A 17,069-nucleotide genomic window follows, 5' to 3' on the forward strand; every position below is an offset into this window, starting at 1 on the left:
TCGTTCTGGGGAGGTAATGGAAAACAGTCAAAGGAAATCGGGGTTGCTCAAGAGTTCTCTCGATGCCAAAGGCTTCTTCCTGCGCGCTTTGTCTGTCGCGTCCGTCTGTGTGCTCGCCCTGAGCGCATGCGAGAATGACCGCTTAGGGGAGCTGCAGCTGAAACCCATCTACGCGGAACTGAGTAGTGCGTATTACGGTGGGATGTGCGAGGGTGCAGCCGGTCCAGACGCCAGTATCGAGAAGGTTCGTGCGGTGCGCATTGGTACGATCGCTGGTGATTGCGCAGTGCTCTATTTGGACGGAGTAGATAGGAAGGGTGAGCCCGTGATCTATGGAGCGAAAACTGGGGATCGGCCTGAATGTGCTGGATTGATACGAAAGCTCGAAGTCGGACGGGCAAGCGCGGCAGTTCTCGGCAGGGCGCGGGAAATATGCAGATAGTGATTTTCAGATATTCTCCGTATGACCTCCACTGTTGGGGGGCGCAGATGCCCGCTGTGGGCCGGCAGTCGCAATCTTCTTCTCAGTGCCAGCCTGGCCTTAAGAAACTCGAATTCGGCGTCTAGTATGAAGATGAATTTGGATACCTTGGAAAAGGTCTCATCAATATTGTTCGACGCGCTCCGCTCCAGGGGCTTGCAAGAGAACTGGCCGCACTGTTCAGGAGGTATCGGATTCCACTGGCCCAGCTGCGAACGCTGGAGGCAGGCAGGTACTCTCGAGCGCTGCGCGATGCGTTGCGCGAGTAGGGCGCCAAGCGGGATGCAAGGTGCATGAGCTCCCGCGCTCCTCCACCAAAGAACGCGATCGGCCTGCACGCCCTCGGAGAGGTACAAGATGAAAGCCAGGCAGATTCTTCGGTACGGGCTGGCCTACGCGGTGTCGTGTGGAGCACTCTGGCTGTTCCTGCACTTTGTGGGCAGGGCGCTTTACGCCTTCGACTCACATCAGGTTTTCTTCTGGCTGTATGGGCCGTCAGCCTTCTGTTGCTGGGAATTGGCGCACGGGTTCCCGCCGCTGGCCGCCTGACGATCAGGCGGCTTGCCAAGGGGGCTGGCTTGGGGCTGCTTGCGGGCCTTCTGGCCCAGGTCGTGGTGCTTGTACTGGAAGCCTATAGATTCAGCGGATTCAGGCCATCGCTGCTCTGGCAGGTAGCGGTTTCGCTGATGGTGATGAGCGTCGTGCTGCTCACGCCGCTCTGGGGCGTAGTGCTGGTTGCCCTCACCGTCGCATGCCGCCGCGACAACAACCCACATCAGGCCTCGAACCCATGAAGCGCCTGACTGCCTTTTGCCTCGTGGTTGCACTGACATCCTGTGCGGCGCATCCGAACCGCACCACGAAGTGTCCACCGGCCCATTTCACCTACGTCGGCACCGAGAGAGTCGACGGACTGACCTACGGGCGCTTCCAGATCACCCACAATGCTGATCAGCCGCTTCAGCTGTGGGTGGATGAGAGACGCAGGTTGAACTCAAGGACCGCTCGCGCAGAGATGAGGCGAACCGGCGGAGATGCCTGGCGGCCTTACAACGTGATCCTTGAGGAAATCACGCCGGGAGCGATCGGGCTGTCGATCGGGCAGGGTGAACAGCAGAGCGTTTTGTTCGATGGTGATGGCGTGTTCCTGCCCGGCCAATCCAGCGCGGGTGAGGAGTACTCCATGGTGGTAAGGGATGCAGCCGGTTGCGAGCATCGCTCGGCAACGTTCATTCCCTGACGTTCCTGGTGGCGTGCCGGATGCATGGCCACCATCGCCCTAGCTTCCGCCGCAGGCGAGCCGGATTCCTCGCGACATCGCAGCATCGCCCAGTTGGGACGCTGCGTACAGGCAATGAAGGATAAATGGCGCGCCCGGAGGGATTCGAACCCCCGACCAATGGCTTCGGAAGCCACTACTCTATCCGGCTGAGCTACGGGCGCGTTGTAGAACCGCCGCGCCGTCGGCCGGTGCCGGGGCGGGCATCGCAGCGCCATGAAGCGGTGCGGGACGGGCATTCTATCCAGTTTCGCCGAACAAATCTCCCCCCACGGGCAAAGCCGTGCCGGAGGGGCAGGAGTATCCTATCGCCATGGCTGATACCCCCCTCACTTCGCCGCAGTCGCCGGCGACGCCGCGTTGGCGGCATTACTGGAGTCTGATGCGCGCTGATCGCCCGATCGGCACGTTGCTGCTGCTGTGGCCCACCTGGTGGGCGTTGTGGCTGGCTGCTGGCGGCCTGCCGCCGCTGTGGACGCTGTTCGTGTTCACCGCAGGCGTGTGGCTGACCCGCTCGGCCGGTTGCGTCATCAACGACTACGCCGACCGCTGGCTCGACCCGCACGTGGAGCGCACCAAGGCGCGCCCGCTGGCCACCGGTGCGATCAGCGGCCGCGCCGCGCTGGCGCTGTTCGCCGTACTGATGCTGGTGGCGTTCGGCCTGGTGCTGACCCTGAACGGGCTGACCATCGGCCTGAGCTTCATCGGCGTGTTCCTGGCTGCCAGCTATCCGTACCTGAAGCGCTACACCCATCTGCCGCAGGTCTACCTGGGCATGTCGTTCGGCTGGGGCATCCCGATGGCGTTCGCCGCCGTGCAGGGCGAGGTGCCGATGCTGGGCTGGCTGCTGTATGCCGGCAACATCCTGTGGTCCACCGCCTACGACACCTGGTACGCCATGGTCGACCGCGAGGACGACCTGAAGATGGGCTCGCACTCCACCGCGATCCTGTTCGGTGATCTCGACCTGGTCATCCAGGGCGTGCTGTACGCACTGTTCCTGGCCACGATGGCGCTGGTCGGCGTGCGCGGCGGGCTGGGCGGGTACTACCTGGCCGGCGTGGCCGTGGCCACCGCGCTGGTGGTGTACGAGTTCTGGATCTGCCGCAACCGCGAACGCGGCCCGTGCTTCAAGGCGTTCCTGCACAACAACTGGGTGGGTGCCGCGCTGTTTGCCGGCATCGCCGCGGACCTGGCGCTGCGTTGATTGCCCGGGGTCGGATCCCTTTTCCTGTGGGAAAGGGCTCTGACCCTTCTGCCGCGCCGATACCCGGCTCGGGGTCAGAGCCCTCTCCTGTGGAGAGGGATCCGACCCCGCCACCTACGACCAATAGGTGGCTGACAGCCTGCACCCCACCGCCCAGAATCGATCCATCGAACCTGGGAGGGTAGGCGATGGCCTCGACGGCAGCAGTACAGGACGGCTGGATGGCGCGCGCAGCGCTGCGTTCGGCCGCCTGGGCGGAAAAGTGGTTCCCCGATGCGTATGTGTTCGCGGTGCTGGGCGTGGTCATCGTCGCGCTGGCCGCGATGGGCTTCGGCTCGACCCCGCAGGCCACCGCGAGCGCCTTCGGGGACGGCTTCTGGAGCCTGATTCCCTTCACCATGCAGATGGCCTTCGTGGTCATCGGTGGCTACGCCGTGGCCACCGCGCCGGTGGTCGCGCGCTTCATCGACTTCCTGGCCCGGGTGCCGCGTACCGGCCGCGGTGCGGTGGTGTACGTGGGCCTGGTCAGCATGCTCGCCTCGCTGCTCAGCTGGGGGTTCTCGCTGGTGTTCGGTGGCCTGCTGGTGCGTGCGCTGGCCCGTCGTACCGAACTGCGCATGGACTACCGCGCCGCCGGTGCTTCGGCGTACCTCGGCCTGGGTGCGGTGTGGGCAATGGGGCTCAGTTCCTCGGCCGCACAGCTGCAGGCCAACCCGGCCAGCATGCCGCCGGGGCTGGTGGAGATCACCGGCGTGCTGCCGTTCACCGAAACCATCTTCCTGTGGCAGTCGATCGCGCTGACCTCGGTGCTGATCCTGGTCTCGCTGCTGATCGCCTGGCTGACGGCACCCGCGGCGGGTAGTGCGCGTACCGCCGAGGCGTTCCCCGGTGCTGCACAGGCCGAGCCGGAACCGCTGCAGCGACGCACGCGCCCGGGCGAATGGCTGGAATACAGCCCGCTGCTGACCGTGCTGCTCTCGCTGCTGGCGTTCGGCTGGCTGTTCAACGAGTTCGCCAACAAGCCGGTGATCACCGCCATCGCCAACCTCAATACCTACAACTTCCTGTTCATCTCGTTGGGCCTGCTGCTGCACTGGCGCCCGCGCAGCTTCCTCAACGCGGTGGCCAAGGCGGTGCCGAGTACCACCGGCGTGCTGATCCAGTTCCCGCTGTACGGCGGCATCGCGATGATCCTCACCCACGCCGCTGGTGGTGACGGGCAGACCCTGGCGCACCGGCTGTCGAGCCTGTTCGTGCACGTGGCCAGCACCGATTCGTTCGCGCTGGTGATGGGCGTCTATTCGGCCGTGCTGGGCTTCTTCGTGCCGTCCGGTGGCGGCAAGTGGATCATCGAGGCGCCGTACGTGATGCAGGCCGCCAACGAACTGAAGGCGCACCTGGGCTGGGCGGTGCAGGTCTACAACGCGGCCGAAGCCCTGCCCAACCTGATCAACCCGTTCTGGATGCTGCCGCTGCTGGGCGTGCTGGGCCTGAAGGCACGCGACATCGTGGGCTTCACCTTCATCCAATTGCTGGTGCACATCCCGCTGGTGCTGGGCCTGTTGTGGCTGCTGGGCATGACCCTGGCGTATGTGCCACCGGTGATGCCATGAATGCAGAGCTGGCTTCCCTGCATGCGCCGGGAAACCAGCCTCGTTCAGCGCGTGTTTCCGGCTGCGAGCGCCATGAATACGAGCAACGCTGGGGATGGCATGAGGACATGCCGAACCCGCATGAATCCTTCAGCGGCTTGTGCCGCAAGGACTTTCGCGTGTTCATTCACGCGCGTACACACAGGTGTAGCCGTCCGCCAACGCGCGATTAACTCTTCGCTGCAGACGATGGCCCCGTCCACCGCATTCCGCGCGTGGCTTTGGAGATCGGACATGGCACAGCAGAACCAGAACCCGAACCAGAAGCAGCAGGGCCAGCAGAACCAGCAGGATCAGCAGCAGGGCCGTGGCCGCGACCAGCAGCAGCAACAGCAGCAGGAACAGCAGCAGCGCAACCAGCGCAATCAGCAGCAAGGTGGGCAGGACGAGGAAGAGTGACGTCGGTACCCACCCTGGGCAACCCCCGAAGCCCCGCCGCGCGCGGGGCTTCGCTTATTCCAGCACGCCGATGCGTTGCAGCACCGGCGCGGCCGACATGTCATTGGGATTGGTGCCGGGCTGATCCTGCGGCACCTCCATGCCCATGCCGCGGTACAGATCGACCCAATGCTGTGCGATCTGCCCGGTCTGCGGATTGCGGAAGTTCATCGGCTGCAGCGCGAACACATGGTGCGCACGGAACGCACGCTCGATGAAGTCGGAACAGTAGTAGCTGTCCTCGTTCAACACATACGACGTGTTGTACGGCTTGCCCAGCATCATGCGCGCGGTGGCGACCGCATCCTTGATCGCCGCCTGCTGCGGTGCCCGCAGGCGATAGACCACGATCTGCCGCTGCTTGGCCCGGGCGTCCTGGCGGAACTCGACCAGCGATTGCCGGCGCGATCCCTTCTCGTCCGCATGCAGTACCTCCCAGCCGTTTGGCGCCACAGCGACCAGGGCCACATGATCGAAGCTGGGCGCGCCCTGCTTGCCGGTGGCATCGTCGATGGCCGCACTGAGGCCGCTGCGGCCGGCGGTGACGAACAGCAGATCGCCTTCGTGGACATCGACGGCCATCGCCAGCGCTGGCCACAGGGCGGGCAACAGCAGGCCGATCATGAGCAGGAGGCGACGCATGGAGAGTCTCGGACAGGCGGAGTGCCGGAATTGTAGGGCGCGCGGTAGCATGGGACGACCCAACCGGATTCAGGATGAGCCCATGCGTCGAAACCGTTCCGCTGCCGTGCTGATGCTTGCCTGTGGCGTGGCCCTGGTTGCCTGCACGCCCGAGCCCCAGGTGACGCCCACGGAAGTGGCGCCTGCACATCCCGCGCCGTCGTCCACGGCGGCAGCGGTCCAGCCCGCACCGGTGCCTGCCAGCGGTGAATGCCCCTACTCGCAGTTCGATGCGTTCCTGAAGCACTTCGGCAACGAGATCGCGCTGCAGGAAAAGGCCACCGCCGATCCGCTGCTGGACAGCTACATCGATGCCGAGGCCGAGCCGGAACCGCGCAAGGTGGAAAGCCGCCTGGCGCTGGCCGATGTCGAGTGGCCGGTGATGCCCGATCCCGCCGCGTTGGCCGGGCAGGGCCGCGAGATGCAGGTCAGCACGCTGGCCGATGGGCAACGACAGGTACAGATCCGCACGCCGGACAGCAGCGACCAGCAGACCTACACCTTCGCGCAGTCGCCCTGCTGGACGCTGGTCAAGCGTGAGGATGAGTCGATCTGATGCCTGTCCCGGCACAGGCGCGGCCGGGCGGGGGCTGCTAGGCTCGGAGCCTGATCCAGGCAGGGAGACGCCGATGCAGGCTCGCAGGATGTGCACCATCACCGCCACCATGACTGTCATGCTGGCGATGGCACCCTTCACCGGCGTCCAGGCGCAGTCGCTGCCGGCCGACGATAGCGCCTACTTCGCCAGTGCGGCAGCCGAACAGGCCGCGCGCGGCGAGCTGGGCAAGCGTGTCGAGGCCCTGCAGCAGGCTTCCGCGCTTGCACCTGCGCAACGCTTCCATCAGGCCGAGGCACTGCAGGCGCAGTGCCTGCGCCATCACAGCTATCTGCATCTGCAGGCCGCACGCAACGCCCGTGACCATCGCCCGACGCAGGCGCTGGACCAGGTGATGGGGCTGTGCAGCCGCATCGCCCACACCGGCCGCGCGGCGCTGCGCGAAGCGCCCGCAGACGCGGCGTGGGCAGCACCGTATGCCTTCCTGCGCGCGCGTGCGCTGAAGGACGTCGCAGCACCGGCCAGTACCGCACTGGATGAGGTCGTGGAGGCCCTGGCCGATCCGGCGCTGGACAGTTTCGCACGGCTGCGTGGGCAGATCCTGCGCAGTGCCGAGTACCCGCAGATCGAGCGTGATGGTCGGCACTGGGACACCGGGCACGACAAGCAGGCACTGGCCCAGCAGCGGGACCGCGCGTTGCGGGAAGCGGGCTGGAAGGGTTACTGGCAGGGCCTGCACTCGCGCCGCGAGCCGATGGCCTCGGTGCTTCTGGGCCTGGTGCAGGTGAACGATGCCGCCGCGCGCCTGCAGGGCGATGGTTCTGCACCGGCGCGGGGCTACCAGCGCATGGGCCTGGATGCATCGGCGGTGGATGCTACGCTGCAGGCGATCGGACGCCATGCACGGGACCGTCGCGCCTACCAGGACATGCTGCTGCGCCACGCCGCGCGTTCAGGCATCGATGCGCCGCAGCTCTGGGATACCACGTTGCCCGATGCCGGCTATATGCCGCCGGTACTGACGCTGGCGCAGCTGCGCGACAATGCCGCCGATGCCATGCAGCACCTGGGGCCGGCATACGTCAGTGAGCTGCGTGCGCTGCTCGATCCGGCCAACCGGCGCATGGATCTGGCCACCGAACGTGGTGACCGCAGCCAGGACGCGTTCTCGGTAAGCGCTCCCGGCGTGCCGGCAATGCTGTTCGTTGGCGTGCGCCGTGGTGATCTGGAAAGCGATGTCGAGATCGCCCATGAAGCCGGTCATGCCATGCACGGTGAGTGGATGCAGCGCGGCCATGCCTCGCCGCTGCAGCGCAATGGCAGCCAGTGGCTGACCGAGGCCTTTGCCATCTACAACGAACTGCGCTTCCGCGACCAGCTGTACCAGCAGGCAGGGGACCCGCGGGCCAAGGCCTATTACCTGAAGTCACTGCTGGACGATATGGTGCTGCAGCTGTTCACGTCTTCCGAAGAGGCGCAGCTGGAGCAGTCGATCTACGAGGGCGTGGCGGACAACACGCTGGGTACCGCCGATGACCTGGACGCGTTGACCGGCCGGGTGCTGGCGCGCTTCGGTCAGGACCCGGAGCGCTATCCGCAGCTGTGCAACGGCTGGATCGGCAAGCGCCTGATGTATGACGACCCCAACTATCTGGTGAACTACCTCTATGCAGGGCTGCTGGCCGTGCAGCTGTTCGTGCAGGATCAACGCGACCCGGCAGGGTTCCGTGAACGCTATCTCGCGGTGCTGGGTGAAGGCTTTGATCGTGCGCCGACCGAGCAGGTGGCGCAGTTGCTGGGGCACGCGCCCGACTGGCCGGCGCTGGTTGATGCTGATCTGCAGGTGTTCAACCAGGCGGTCGCGCAGCTGCAGGCGCTGCATGCGCGGATCGAGGCAGGGCAGGGCACGTGAAGATGCTGCGCAGGACGACGTGCACCCGGGTCACGGCATGGCTGTTGATGCTGTTGTGCCTGTTGCCGATGAGGGTGATGGCCGGTGCTGCGGTCCCTGCGCTGGATGACCCGGTGGTGGACGCCGCCAACGCACTTTCGGCGGATACCCGCGACATACTGCGCACGCAGGCCTTCAAGTTGCAGGCGCGCACCGGCGCGCAGCTGCAGGTGCTGGTGGTCGACCATGCTGGCGACGAGGGCATCGAGGCCTACGCACAGCGGGTGTTCGACCAGTGGCAGCTGGGCCGGGAAGGCGTTGACGATGGCGTGCTGCTGCTCGTGGCCGTGCAGGACCGCCGTGTACGCATCCAGACCGGTTACGGTCTGGAGGGCGCGATTCCAGATGCCTATGCCGCCCGTATCATCGACAAGGCGATCGTGCCGCGTTTCCGCGATGGCGACCTTGACCAGGGCCTGCTGGATGGAACGAAGGTCGTGGTCGCGCTGATCGATGGCGAGGACCTGCCGGCCTGGGAAGCGCCATCGATGCGCAACGTGTTGCCGGCCGATTGGCGCAGCGCGGATTCCGTGGTTGCAATGACGCTGCTGGCCGGCTTCCTTGCGGGTCTGTGGCGCTCACCGCCCTCGGCGCCCGCGGCCAGGATGCCGGACGACCTCGCACGCAGGCATCGCGAGCGCCAGCGTGGAGCGCCACGCGAGGTCACCACGCCGCAGGCGCGCCCGAAGCGATTGCCGGCCTGGGGTCGCCCGCTGCTGGTGACGGCTGTGGTAGCCGCGGGTCTGCTGTCGGCGGCTATGTGGGCGCCACGCCAGGCATTGGCAGCGGTCTGCCTCGTATTGGCGTTGTGCGTACCGGTGGCGAGCCTGCTTGGCTGGTGCTGGCGCCGCAGCCGAGGTGTGCGCGTGGTGCTGCTCGGCATGCTCGGGGTCAGTTCGGGGTTCTTGGTGGTGATGATGCTGCGTGGCCAGTTGCCGCCCAGTCTGGCCCTGCACACGTTGCTGGACCTGGCGGCAGGCATCGTAGCCATGCTGCTGTTCTTCCTCGTGCAGGCGTGCCGCGCGCGCTGGCACAAGGACCGCAGCAGCTTCGGGGTGAGGTTCGCAGTGCTCTTGCTGCTGACCGCTGGCTACGTGCTCTTCGCACTGCTGGCCATTGATCGCGCCGACCCGGTGGCACGCCTTGCCGCGACGATCGGGTGGAGTGCCGGCACGGTCGTGCTGTACTTCGCCTGGATTTTCACCATGCTGCCCGGTGAGAAGGCACGCGGCAGCCGCAGATCATCCGTCGGCCACCGCAGTGCGTCCAGCAGCCCGTCGTCAAGTTCGTCTGCGAGCAGCTCCAGCAGCTGGTCCGGAGGCGGCGGCCGCAGCGGCGGAGGTGGTGCGTCGGGCAGCTGGTAGTTCAGGCTGCCTGTACCCGCCAGCCGAGCACAACGTCCTCCACGACACCGGGGCCAGCCACGTCGCCGACCTGCAGCAACAGCCCCTGCGCACTGGGCAGGTCCTTCTGCTCGGGAAACCACCGTCGATCGGCCGCGACCACGATCAGCAGGCCCTCGTCGTCGCCCATCGGTGCGAACTGCGGCGAAGCCGGGCTGATCGGCTGCAGGCCGAAACGTTGGTTGGACAGTTCGCGTACGGCCTCGACATCGCGGCTGGGCAGGCCGACTTCGCTCAGGCAGGTCAGCTCGCTGCCATGGAACACGCCTTCGCGAGCGCTGGCCGGCAGGCGGCGGCGGCCGATCAGTTCAAGGATCAGGCCGTCCGGGCCGGTGAAGTACACCGACTGCGACTGCCAGCTGCTCTCCAGCGCGAAGTAGTCCAGCCCCGCCGGATTGCGCTGCAGCGGCGTGCGCTCACGCAACCACGTCATTGCCTCGCTGAAGCGGTTGTCCGGCACGTTGAAGGCCAGATGCACGCCACCCACCGGACGCCCCGCCGCAGGCTGAAGTTCGAGGGTGCTCCAGCCGATGTGCACATGGTTGCCGACCACGCGCTGCTGCAGCACATCGTGGAAATATGTGGCCACGGAAGCGACGTCGGATACCGGCAGAGTGAGGTGCAGCAGGCGCATGATCGATTCTCCGTGGACGCGCCCACTGTAGCGCCGGGCCATGCCCGGCGGCCACTAGCGCAGCGAATGGTTGAAGAACCGTATTGCCGCGTCCGCTGCCTGCGCGTGGGTCTGCGCCTTCGGCACCGATGTGCTGCACAGGTCCTGCAGCCGCTGTTGTCCGGCCGGGGTGCATGCGGCGAGGAAATCGTAATGGCCGACACCGGGCAGCACCTGCAGTGCAGCGCCCGCAATCACCGCACGCGCAGCCTCGCCATTGGTCTGTGGTGGCGCGACCGTGTCCGCCTGGCCCAGCACGATCGACACCGGCTGTTTCAGCGAGGAGAGCTGCTCGGGCGCAAAGGCCTGCACGATTGCCGGCGCCAGCAGGAACACCGCGCGCACGCCGGGAATGGCGCGTGCGTCGTTGGCGTGGGACATCCATGGCGACAGTTCGGGCGACGCCGCAGCGGCAACGCGCGCCTCCATCGTGTGCGTTGCCGCCTCCTGTTGGGGCTGGCAGACGCCGTCATCCGGATGTGCGGTGCAGAAGTCCCGCAATCGCTGCAGGTCCGGTCGCGCACCGGCTGCCAGCAGCGCGGTGTAGCCACCGGCCGAGAAGCCGGCGACCCCCAGGCGCTCAGGATCGACATGCGGGCCCAGCACCGGATCAGCTTGCACGGCCGCCAGTGCGGCACGCAGGTCATCGGCGCGCAACCAGGTCAGAAGGCTGCCGGGCAGGGTCATGGTGTCAACGCCGTTGTTGCCTGGATGATCCACCGCAATCACCAGATACCCGGCCCGCGCCAGCGCCGTGCCCAGCCAACCCATCATGCGCGCGCTGCCGCCGTTGCCATGCGAGAGCAGCAGGGTCGGCAGGCGATCACCCGCGACCGGCGCATCCTTGGCCGACCGGCCGGCGTCGAACAGCGGCGCGTCGGGAGGACCGATGGTCAGCGCGTTTTCGCGGCTGCCGGCCTGTGCCGGATACCAGGCCGTGTAGCGCAGCGCGTCGCGGTGCCCTGCGTCGCGCACGGCGGCGCTGGCCAGCGTCGTCGTGCCGTGGCGCTCGCCGGCGACGCCGCTTTCGCGGGCGGCGCCGACGCTCGCGAACGCCAGCAGCATTCCTCCCAGCACAGCAGCGGTCATGCGCATCTTCAACTCCTTGTCAGTGGGGACGTTCTTCCACCGGCAGCCAGATCTCCACGCCGCCGTTGCCGCTGTGCTCATCGAAACGCAGGTCGTAGCGTTCCAGATCGGGTGCATCGGCCAGGCTGAGGCCGGAGCCGGGCAGGTAGTGATCCAGCAACCAGAACCAGGTAGAGCGGATGGCCGAGATGTGTCCGCCGTGCCAAGCCACCAGGTAGCGGCGCGCCGGGATGTCCACGCGTCGCCAGTGCGCAGGCACGCTCGGCACCGCGCTTGCCGGTAGTGCCGCAATGTAGTCGAAGCCACCATCGTCATCACTGTTGCAGCACACGCCGAAGCTGACCGGTGCCGGCGTCGGCCACTCGCGGTTGAGCTGGGCCCATTGGCCCGGAATCGCGCCGCTGCTGTCGCGGGTATGCCGCATGCCGACGCCTGCCACCTGGAACGCGGGCGTATCGAGCAGCCGGGGGGCTTCAATGCAGGCTGACGGGGCCTCGTCCAGGCGGATCGCCTGCACCAGCGTCAGCCCATCGGTGCCCTGTTCGCGTACCCGTTCCGGTGTCTGCCCGAACTGTTCGCTGAAGGCACGGGTGAAGGCAGCATGGGTGGTGTAGCCGGCCCCCAGCGCCACCTGCAGGATGTCGCCCGCGCCGTTGGCCAACCGCTGCGCGGCAGCGGTCAGGCGGCGCCCGCGCAGGTAGCGCACCACCGAGGTGCCGGTGCGGGCCTGGAACAGGCGTGACAGATGAAACGGCGACAGGCCGGCCGCAGCGGCGATGTCGGCCAGCGCCAATGGCTGGTCCGCATGGGTTTCGATGTACCACAACGCCTTGCCTGCCGCGCTCATCCTGCCGTTCCCCGCATCCAATGCCGGCACAGTAGCGGATCGGCAGGCGCGGCGTTTAGCAGTTCTTGCGCTGCCGGGGCTTTGCGTCTGCCTGCGTACCGGCAACAATGCGTGCTTCATGGACGTGATGGGGGGCAGGGAGATGCGATCGACGACGTGGGATGCCAGGCCAGCGGAGCCCGGCCGATGATCGAGATGATCGAAATGCTGCTTGTCCTCTGGGTACTTCCCAGTCTGTTGACCCTGGCGCTGATGCTGCTGATGTTGTTCGGCGCGCCACGGTGGCGCGGCAACCCCTGGGTGTACCGTGTCGGCTTCGCGTTGCTGGGCGGGTTTCTGACACCGACGTTGTTGGGGGCCGGTCACGGTGGGTTGCCGTGCGCGACTATCGGCGGGCTGGTGATGATACTGACGCAGCTGCAATGGATCGGCGATCTGCAGGTCGACTTCATGGGGATCGGGATTCGCAACAGGGGCATCTGGATCATGTCCACCCCCGCCTTGGTGGTGTTCGCCGCCATGATGTTCGTTCCGCTGCGAACGGCACGGCCGGCCCGATTCGGCTTTGGCGACGACGCCAACGGCTAGCCGCTGTGTGCGGGGATGGGGCGTGGGTCTGCATTGCCACCCATGCATGGCGTGGATCTACGGATGAGCCCTGGCAGGGGCCAACCTTGGTTGGCGCATCAAGCTGTCGTACTGACGTCATGCCTCCTTCACACATCGCGCCGAGACTGCGCGCCTTGTCCAAGCCTGTTGTGTGCGCACAGGTGCTGGCCCTGTCGCGTCCTCCCGGAGCCCTGCCGTGCATCGTTCGAAGCTTTCGCGTTCCATCGTCCTTGCCCTTTCCATGGCCAGCGCAGGAGGCGCGATCGCAGCGGAGGCCGATGCGGTCGATGCCGCCGGCGGCAGCCGCGCCGCGCCCACCCAGCTCGACGCGATGCTGGTCACCGGTACCCGCGCGTCCAACCGCACCCAGTTCGAAACGCTGGCGCCGGTGGATGTGTTCAGCAAGGAGGACATCACGTCCGTCGAATCCACCGACCTGAAGGACGTGCTGGCCCAGCTGGTGCCGTCGTTCGTGGTGCAGCGCCTGCCGATGGCGGACGGCCAGGTGTTCGTGCGTCCGGCGACGCTGCGTGGCCTGTCGCCGGACCAGACCCTGGTGCTGGTGAATGGCCGCCGCTTCCACCGCAGCGCGCTGCTCGGCAACCGTGGTGCACAGGCCGCTGATCTGGCACAGATTCCAACCAGCGCGATCAAGCGCATCGAGGTGCTGCGTGATGGCGCGTCGGCGCAGTACGGCTCGGACGCCATCGCCGGCGTCATCAACATCATCCTGGAGGATGGGCCGGGTAGCGAGCTCACCGCCGGCTACTCGCAGTACGCGCAGGGCGACGGTGCTTCGCGCGATTTCAGTGCGCGCACCGGCTGGTCGCTGGGCGACTATGGCAGCCTGGTGCTGTTCGCCGAATCGTCCACCTCCGACGCCACCTCGCGCACCCGCCAGCGCCCCGATGCCATCGCCTTCCAGGCCGCTCATCCGGAGCTGGAGGTGCCCAACCCGGTGCAGCGCTGGGGCCAGCCGGAACTGGAAAGCCGCCGCGTCGGCTTCAACGTAAAGGCCAACGCCAGCGATACGCTGGAGCTCTATGCCTTTGGCCTGTACAGCCACAGCGATGGCGTCAGCGATTTCAACTGGCGCAACCCGGACACCACCACCGGCGCCTATCGCACCACCGCCATCTTCCCGGGCTGGAACCTGCGCTCGCTGTATCCGGTCGGCTTCAGCCCGCAGTACGGCAACGTGCAGAACGACCTGCAGCTGGTCGGTGGCCTGCGCGGCGACATCACGCCGAAGCTGCGCTGGGATGTCAGCGCCTCGTATGGCCGCAACGCCATCGACTATCGCCTGAAGAACTCGATCAATGCCTCGCTCGGCCCGGCCAGCCCGACCGACTTCGATCTCGGCCGCCTGACCCAGACCGAGAAGAACGCCAACGCCGACTTCAACTACGAATGGGACGTGGCTGCGCTGTCCAAGCCGATCAACGTCGCCTTCGGTGGCGAGTTCCGCCAGGAAACCTACCAGGTGCGCGCCGGTGATCCGGCCTCGTACGCGGTGGGTCCGGGCGCGGCCGCGGGCCTGGAGGCCAACTCCAATGGCGCGCCGGGCTTCTCGGCCAGCCAGGCCGGGCAGTGGAGCCAGCGCAGCAAGGCCGCCTACGTGGACATGGAAGTGCCGCTGGGCGAGCGCTGGAGCATCGGTGCAGCCAGCCGCTATGAGGACTTCTCCAGCTTCGGCAGCACACTGGACGGCAAACTGTCGGCGCGCTTCGCGATCACCCCGGACGTCGCCCTGCGCGGCACCGTGTCCACCGGCTTCCGCGCGCCGACGCCGGCGCAGCTCAACACCACCAGCACCACCCAGGGGTTGGATACGCGCACGCTGCAGATCTTCACCAGCGGCCGCCTGTCGCCGAACGATCCGCTGGCGCAGCTGCTCGGTGCCAGGCCGTTGAAGCCGGAAGAATCGCGTACCGCATCGCTGGGCCTGACCTGGCGCACCGACCTGGGCCTGTCCGGCTCGGTGGATGTCTACCAGATCAAGCTCACCGACCGCTTCAGCCAGTCGGCCAGTTTCGCCATTCCGGCCGGTACGCCCAATCCGCTGGGCTATACCTCGGTGAACTACTTCACCAACGACTTCGACACCACCACCACCGGCGTGGACGTGGTCGGCAACTACCTGCGCGACCTCGGCGCGGGCCGCATGACGCTGACCCTGGCCTACAACTACAACCGCACCCGCGTGGACAACGGCAGCACCTCGGTGGCCACCAACGAGACCCAGCGCGTGCTGTTCGAAGATCGCCTGCCCGAGCACAAGGGCAGCCTGACCGGCAGCTGGGACATCGGTGCCTGGTCGCTGATGGCGCGCATGCGCTACTACGGTGCCTGGACCGATTCCAGCGGCAATGCGGTGGGCGATATCTACCAGCGTTTCGGTGCGATGAGCTTCCTCGACCTGGCCGTCGGCTATCGCATCAACGAACATCACAGCCTGCGCGTGGGTGCCGACAACGTGTTCGACCGCTATCCGGACGAAGCCACCTTCCAGGCCAGTCGCGGCCTGGTCTACTCGCGCAACGCGCCGTACGACACCGACGGTGCCAACCTGTACGCACAGTACCGGCTGAGCTTCTGATGGACCGCAACCGCCGCGTCCTGTTGCGTGCCGGTGCACTGCTGCCGGCTGCAGCTGCGCTGTCTTCACTGCCCGCCATGGCTGCCGCGGGTTACGCTGCGCCCATGCAGATTCCCGCAACGACCGTAGCGCCGGACGCGCTGGCCCGCGATGAAGGCTACTGGGCCGCCGTGGCCAGCCACTTCGACATCACCGATGAAGTGAACCACCTGGAGAACGGCTACTGGGGCGCGATGGGCCGCGAGACGCTGGCCAGCTACCAGCGCCACACCGCCGAGGTGAACCGTGGTAACGCCTGGTACGGCCGTCATGAGTTCCCGGTGCAGTACATGGCGGTGCAGCGGCAGGTGGCCGAACTGCTGGGCGTGGGCGCCGACGAGATCGCACTGACCCGTGGCGCCACCGAAGCGATGCTGGCGCTGATCGGTGGCTACAACCGCCTGCGGCCCGGCGACCAGGTGCTGTACGCCGACATCGACTACGACAGCATGATCGGTGCGATGCGTTGGCTGCAGCAGCGCCGTGGCGTGCAGGTCGAGCGCATCGCGCTGCCGGTGGTGCCCGACCATGCGCAGATCCTGCAGGCCTACGAGGCCGCGTTCGCGCGGCTGCCACGCCTGAAGCTGGTGCTGCTGACCCAGGTCAGCCATCGCCATGGGCTGGTGCTGCCGGTGGCCGAGATCGCCGAGCGTGCACGCGCACGCGGTATCGACGTGATCGTCGATGCGGCGCACGGGTTCGGCCAGATCGACTACGCGGTGCCGCAGCTCAAGGCCGATTTCGTCGGCATCAATCTGCACAAGTGGATCGGCGCACCGGTCGGTGTCGGCGCGATGTACGTGCGCAGGGGCCGCGTTGCGGACCTCGACCCGTACATGGGCGAGACCGACGACGGCCGCGTGGGCAGCCGCGTACACACCGGCACGGTCAACTTCGCCGCTTACCTGGCACTTCCGGAGGCGATTGCCCTGCACCAGCGCATCGGTGCGGACAACAAGCAGGCGCGCCTGCGTTACCTGCGCGAGCGCTGGACGCTGCCGGCGCGGCAGATGGCGCACATCGAAGTGCTGTCTTCGCCGGATCCGGCGTTGGCGAGTGCATTGGCCAGCTTCCGCCTGCGCGGGCGCACCAGCGTGGCTGACAACATCGCGCTGCAGAAGCGCCTGCTGGACGAACATCGCGTGTTCACCACCCATCGCGACGGCTTGGACTCCGGCGCCTGCGTGCGGGTGACGCCGTCGGTGTTCACCCGGCCGCAGCAGATGGATGCGCTGGTGAAGGCGCTCTCCGCCTTGGCCTGACCCTGCTTTGGTGGGTGCCAACCTTGGTTGGCACATTCCAACCGTACCGGGGAATCTTCCGCCGGCCAGCGGCCGGCGCTACCGATCTGGTGGGTGCCAACCTTGGTTGGCACATTCCAACCGTGCCGGGGAATCTTCCGCCGGCCAGCGGCCGGCGCTACCGATCTGGTGGGTGCCAACCTTGGTTGGCACATTCCAACCGTGCCGGGGAATCTTCCGCCGGCCAGCGGCCGGCACTACCGGTCGGGTGGGTGCCAACTGTTGGTTGGCACATTCCAACCGTGCTGAGGAATCTTCCGCCGG

General features: G+C 66.7%; 15 protein-coding genes and 1 tRNA gene. 11 read left to right on the forward strand and 5 right to left on the reverse strand.

Translation table 11 applies throughout. The features are described 5' to 3' along the window. The first annotated feature begins 774 nt into the window (after positions 1 to 774). Both AC5P53_RS00975 and AC5P53_RS00980 read left to right on the forward strand, forming a co-directional pair. On the forward strand, positions 775 to 1,275 hold the full coding sequence (locus tag AC5P53_RS00975) for a hypothetical protein (RefSeq protein WP_229653722.1): 501 nt from the start codon (positions 775 to 777) through the stop codon (positions 1,273 to 1,275). Beyond that, positions 1,272 to 1,721, forward strand: a complete 450-nt coding sequence (locus tag AC5P53_RS00980; RefSeq protein ID WP_241887296.1) for an adhesin — start codon at positions 1,272 to 1,274, stop codon at positions 1,719 to 1,721. Before AC5P53_RS00975 ends, AC5P53_RS00980 begins: the two co-directional genes overlap by 4 nt. A gap of 126 nt (positions 1,722 to 1,847) precedes the next feature. Here the strand turns inward: AC5P53_RS00980 and AC5P53_RS00985 are convergent. Next, a tRNA-Arg gene (locus AC5P53_RS00985) sits at positions 1,848 to 1,924 on the reverse strand. Between the two features lie 149 nt (positions 1,925 to 2,073). Here AC5P53_RS00985 and ubiA point away from each other — a divergent pair. The 3 genes from ubiA to AC5P53_RS01000 all read left to right on the forward strand — a co-directional run bounded on the left by ubiA (position 2,074) and on the right by AC5P53_RS01000 (position 5,018). After that, positions 2,074 to 2,967, forward strand: a complete 894-nt coding sequence (gene ubiA, locus AC5P53_RS00990) for a 4-hydroxybenzoate octaprenyltransferase (protein WP_014648747.1) — start codon at positions 2,074 to 2,076, stop codon at positions 2,965 to 2,967. A 188-nt stretch (positions 2,968 to 3,155) separates the two neighbouring features. Then, entirely contained in the window at positions 3,156 to 4,580 is a 1,425-nt protein-coding gene (locus AC5P53_RS00995) for a short-chain fatty acid transporter (RefSeq protein WP_181454184.1), read from the forward strand. 273 nt (positions 4,581 to 4,853) lie between these two features. Further along, entirely contained in the window at positions 4,854 to 5,018 is a 165-nt protein-coding gene (locus AC5P53_RS01000) for a hypothetical protein (protein ID WP_005414774.1), read from the forward strand. Between the two features lie 54 nt (positions 5,019 to 5,072). On the opposite strand, the gene AC5P53_RS01005 is transcribed toward AC5P53_RS01000, so the two are convergent. Continuing rightward, entirely contained in the window at positions 5,073 to 5,699 is a 627-nt protein-coding gene (locus tag AC5P53_RS01005; RefSeq protein WP_049408871.1) for a YiiX/YebB-like N1pC/P60 family cysteine hydrolase, read from the reverse strand. An 82-nt stretch (positions 5,700 to 5,781) separates the two neighbouring features. Between AC5P53_RS01005 and AC5P53_RS01010 the strand changes: the two genes are divergently transcribed. From AC5P53_RS01010 to AC5P53_RS01020, 3 genes are all read left to right on the forward strand, one after another. Next, positions 5,782 to 6,294 (forward strand): hypothetical protein, encoded by a 513-nt coding sequence (locus AC5P53_RS01010; protein WP_032958753.1) that lies wholly within the window; start codon positions 5,782 to 5,784, stop codon positions 6,292 to 6,294. Positions 6,295 to 6,367: 73 nt separating this feature from the next. Beyond that, positions 6,368 to 8,206 carry a M3 family metallopeptidase gene (locus AC5P53_RS01015; RefSeq protein WP_241887297.1) on the forward strand — a complete coding sequence of 613 codons (1,839 nt, stop codon included), beginning with the start codon at positions 6,368 to 6,370 and terminating at the stop codon, positions 8,204 to 8,206. A 2-nt stretch (positions 8,207 to 8,208) separates the two neighbouring features. Continuing rightward, positions 8,209 to 9,609 (forward strand): TPM domain-containing protein, encoded by a 1,401-nt coding sequence (locus AC5P53_RS01020; protein ID WP_241887345.1) that lies wholly within the window; start codon positions 8,209 to 8,211, stop codon positions 9,607 to 9,609. Position 9,610: 1 nt separating this feature from the next. On the opposite strand, the gene AC5P53_RS01025 is transcribed toward AC5P53_RS01020, so the two are convergent. The 3 genes from AC5P53_RS01025 to AC5P53_RS01035 are packed head-to-tail and all read right to left on the reverse strand — an operon-like array spanning position 9,611 to position 12,257. Beyond that, positions 9,611 to 10,282 (reverse strand): VOC family protein, encoded by a 672-nt coding sequence (locus tag AC5P53_RS01025; RefSeq protein ID WP_126411470.1) that lies wholly within the window; start codon positions 10,280 to 10,282, stop codon positions 9,611 to 9,613. A 54-nt stretch (positions 10,283 to 10,336) separates the two neighbouring features. Then, on the reverse strand, positions 10,337 to 11,416 hold the full coding sequence (locus AC5P53_RS01030) for an alpha/beta hydrolase family protein (RefSeq protein WP_126411469.1): 1,080 nt from the start codon (positions 11,414 to 11,416) through the stop codon (positions 10,337 to 10,339). 13 nt (positions 11,417 to 11,429) lie between these two features. Next, positions 11,430 to 12,257: an AraC family transcriptional regulator gene (locus tag AC5P53_RS01035; RefSeq protein WP_126411468.1), complete on the reverse strand. Its 828-nt coding sequence runs from the start codon at positions 12,255 to 12,257 to the stop codon at positions 11,430 to 11,432. 186 nt (positions 12,258 to 12,443) lie between these two features. On the opposite strand from AC5P53_RS01035, the gene AC5P53_RS01040 reads away from it, so the two are divergent. The 3 genes from AC5P53_RS01040 to AC5P53_RS01050 all read left to right on the forward strand — a co-directional run bounded on the left by AC5P53_RS01040 (position 12,444) and on the right by AC5P53_RS01050 (position 16,766). Beyond that, complete coding sequence (locus AC5P53_RS01040; RefSeq protein ID WP_046432987.1) at positions 12,444 to 12,845, forward strand: hypothetical protein; 402 nt, start codon at positions 12,444 to 12,446, stop codon at positions 12,843 to 12,845. Positions 12,846 to 13,062: 217 nt separating this feature from the next. Next, a complete protein-coding gene (locus AC5P53_RS01045) occupies positions 13,063 to 15,465 on the forward strand; it encodes a TonB-dependent receptor plug domain-containing protein (protein ID WP_495227055.1) in 2,403 nt (800 codons plus the stop codon). Continuing rightward, entirely contained in the window at positions 15,465 to 16,766 is a 1,302-nt protein-coding gene (locus tag AC5P53_RS01050; protein ID WP_134809397.1) for an aminotransferase class V-fold PLP-dependent enzyme, read from the forward strand. The genes AC5P53_RS01045 and AC5P53_RS01050 overlap by 1 nt, the downstream gene beginning before the upstream one ends. Positions 16,767 to 17,069 lie beyond the last annotated feature (303 nt).

The sequence above is a fragment of the Stenotrophomonas sp. YJH_SMC_82 genome (assembly GCF_059368875.1).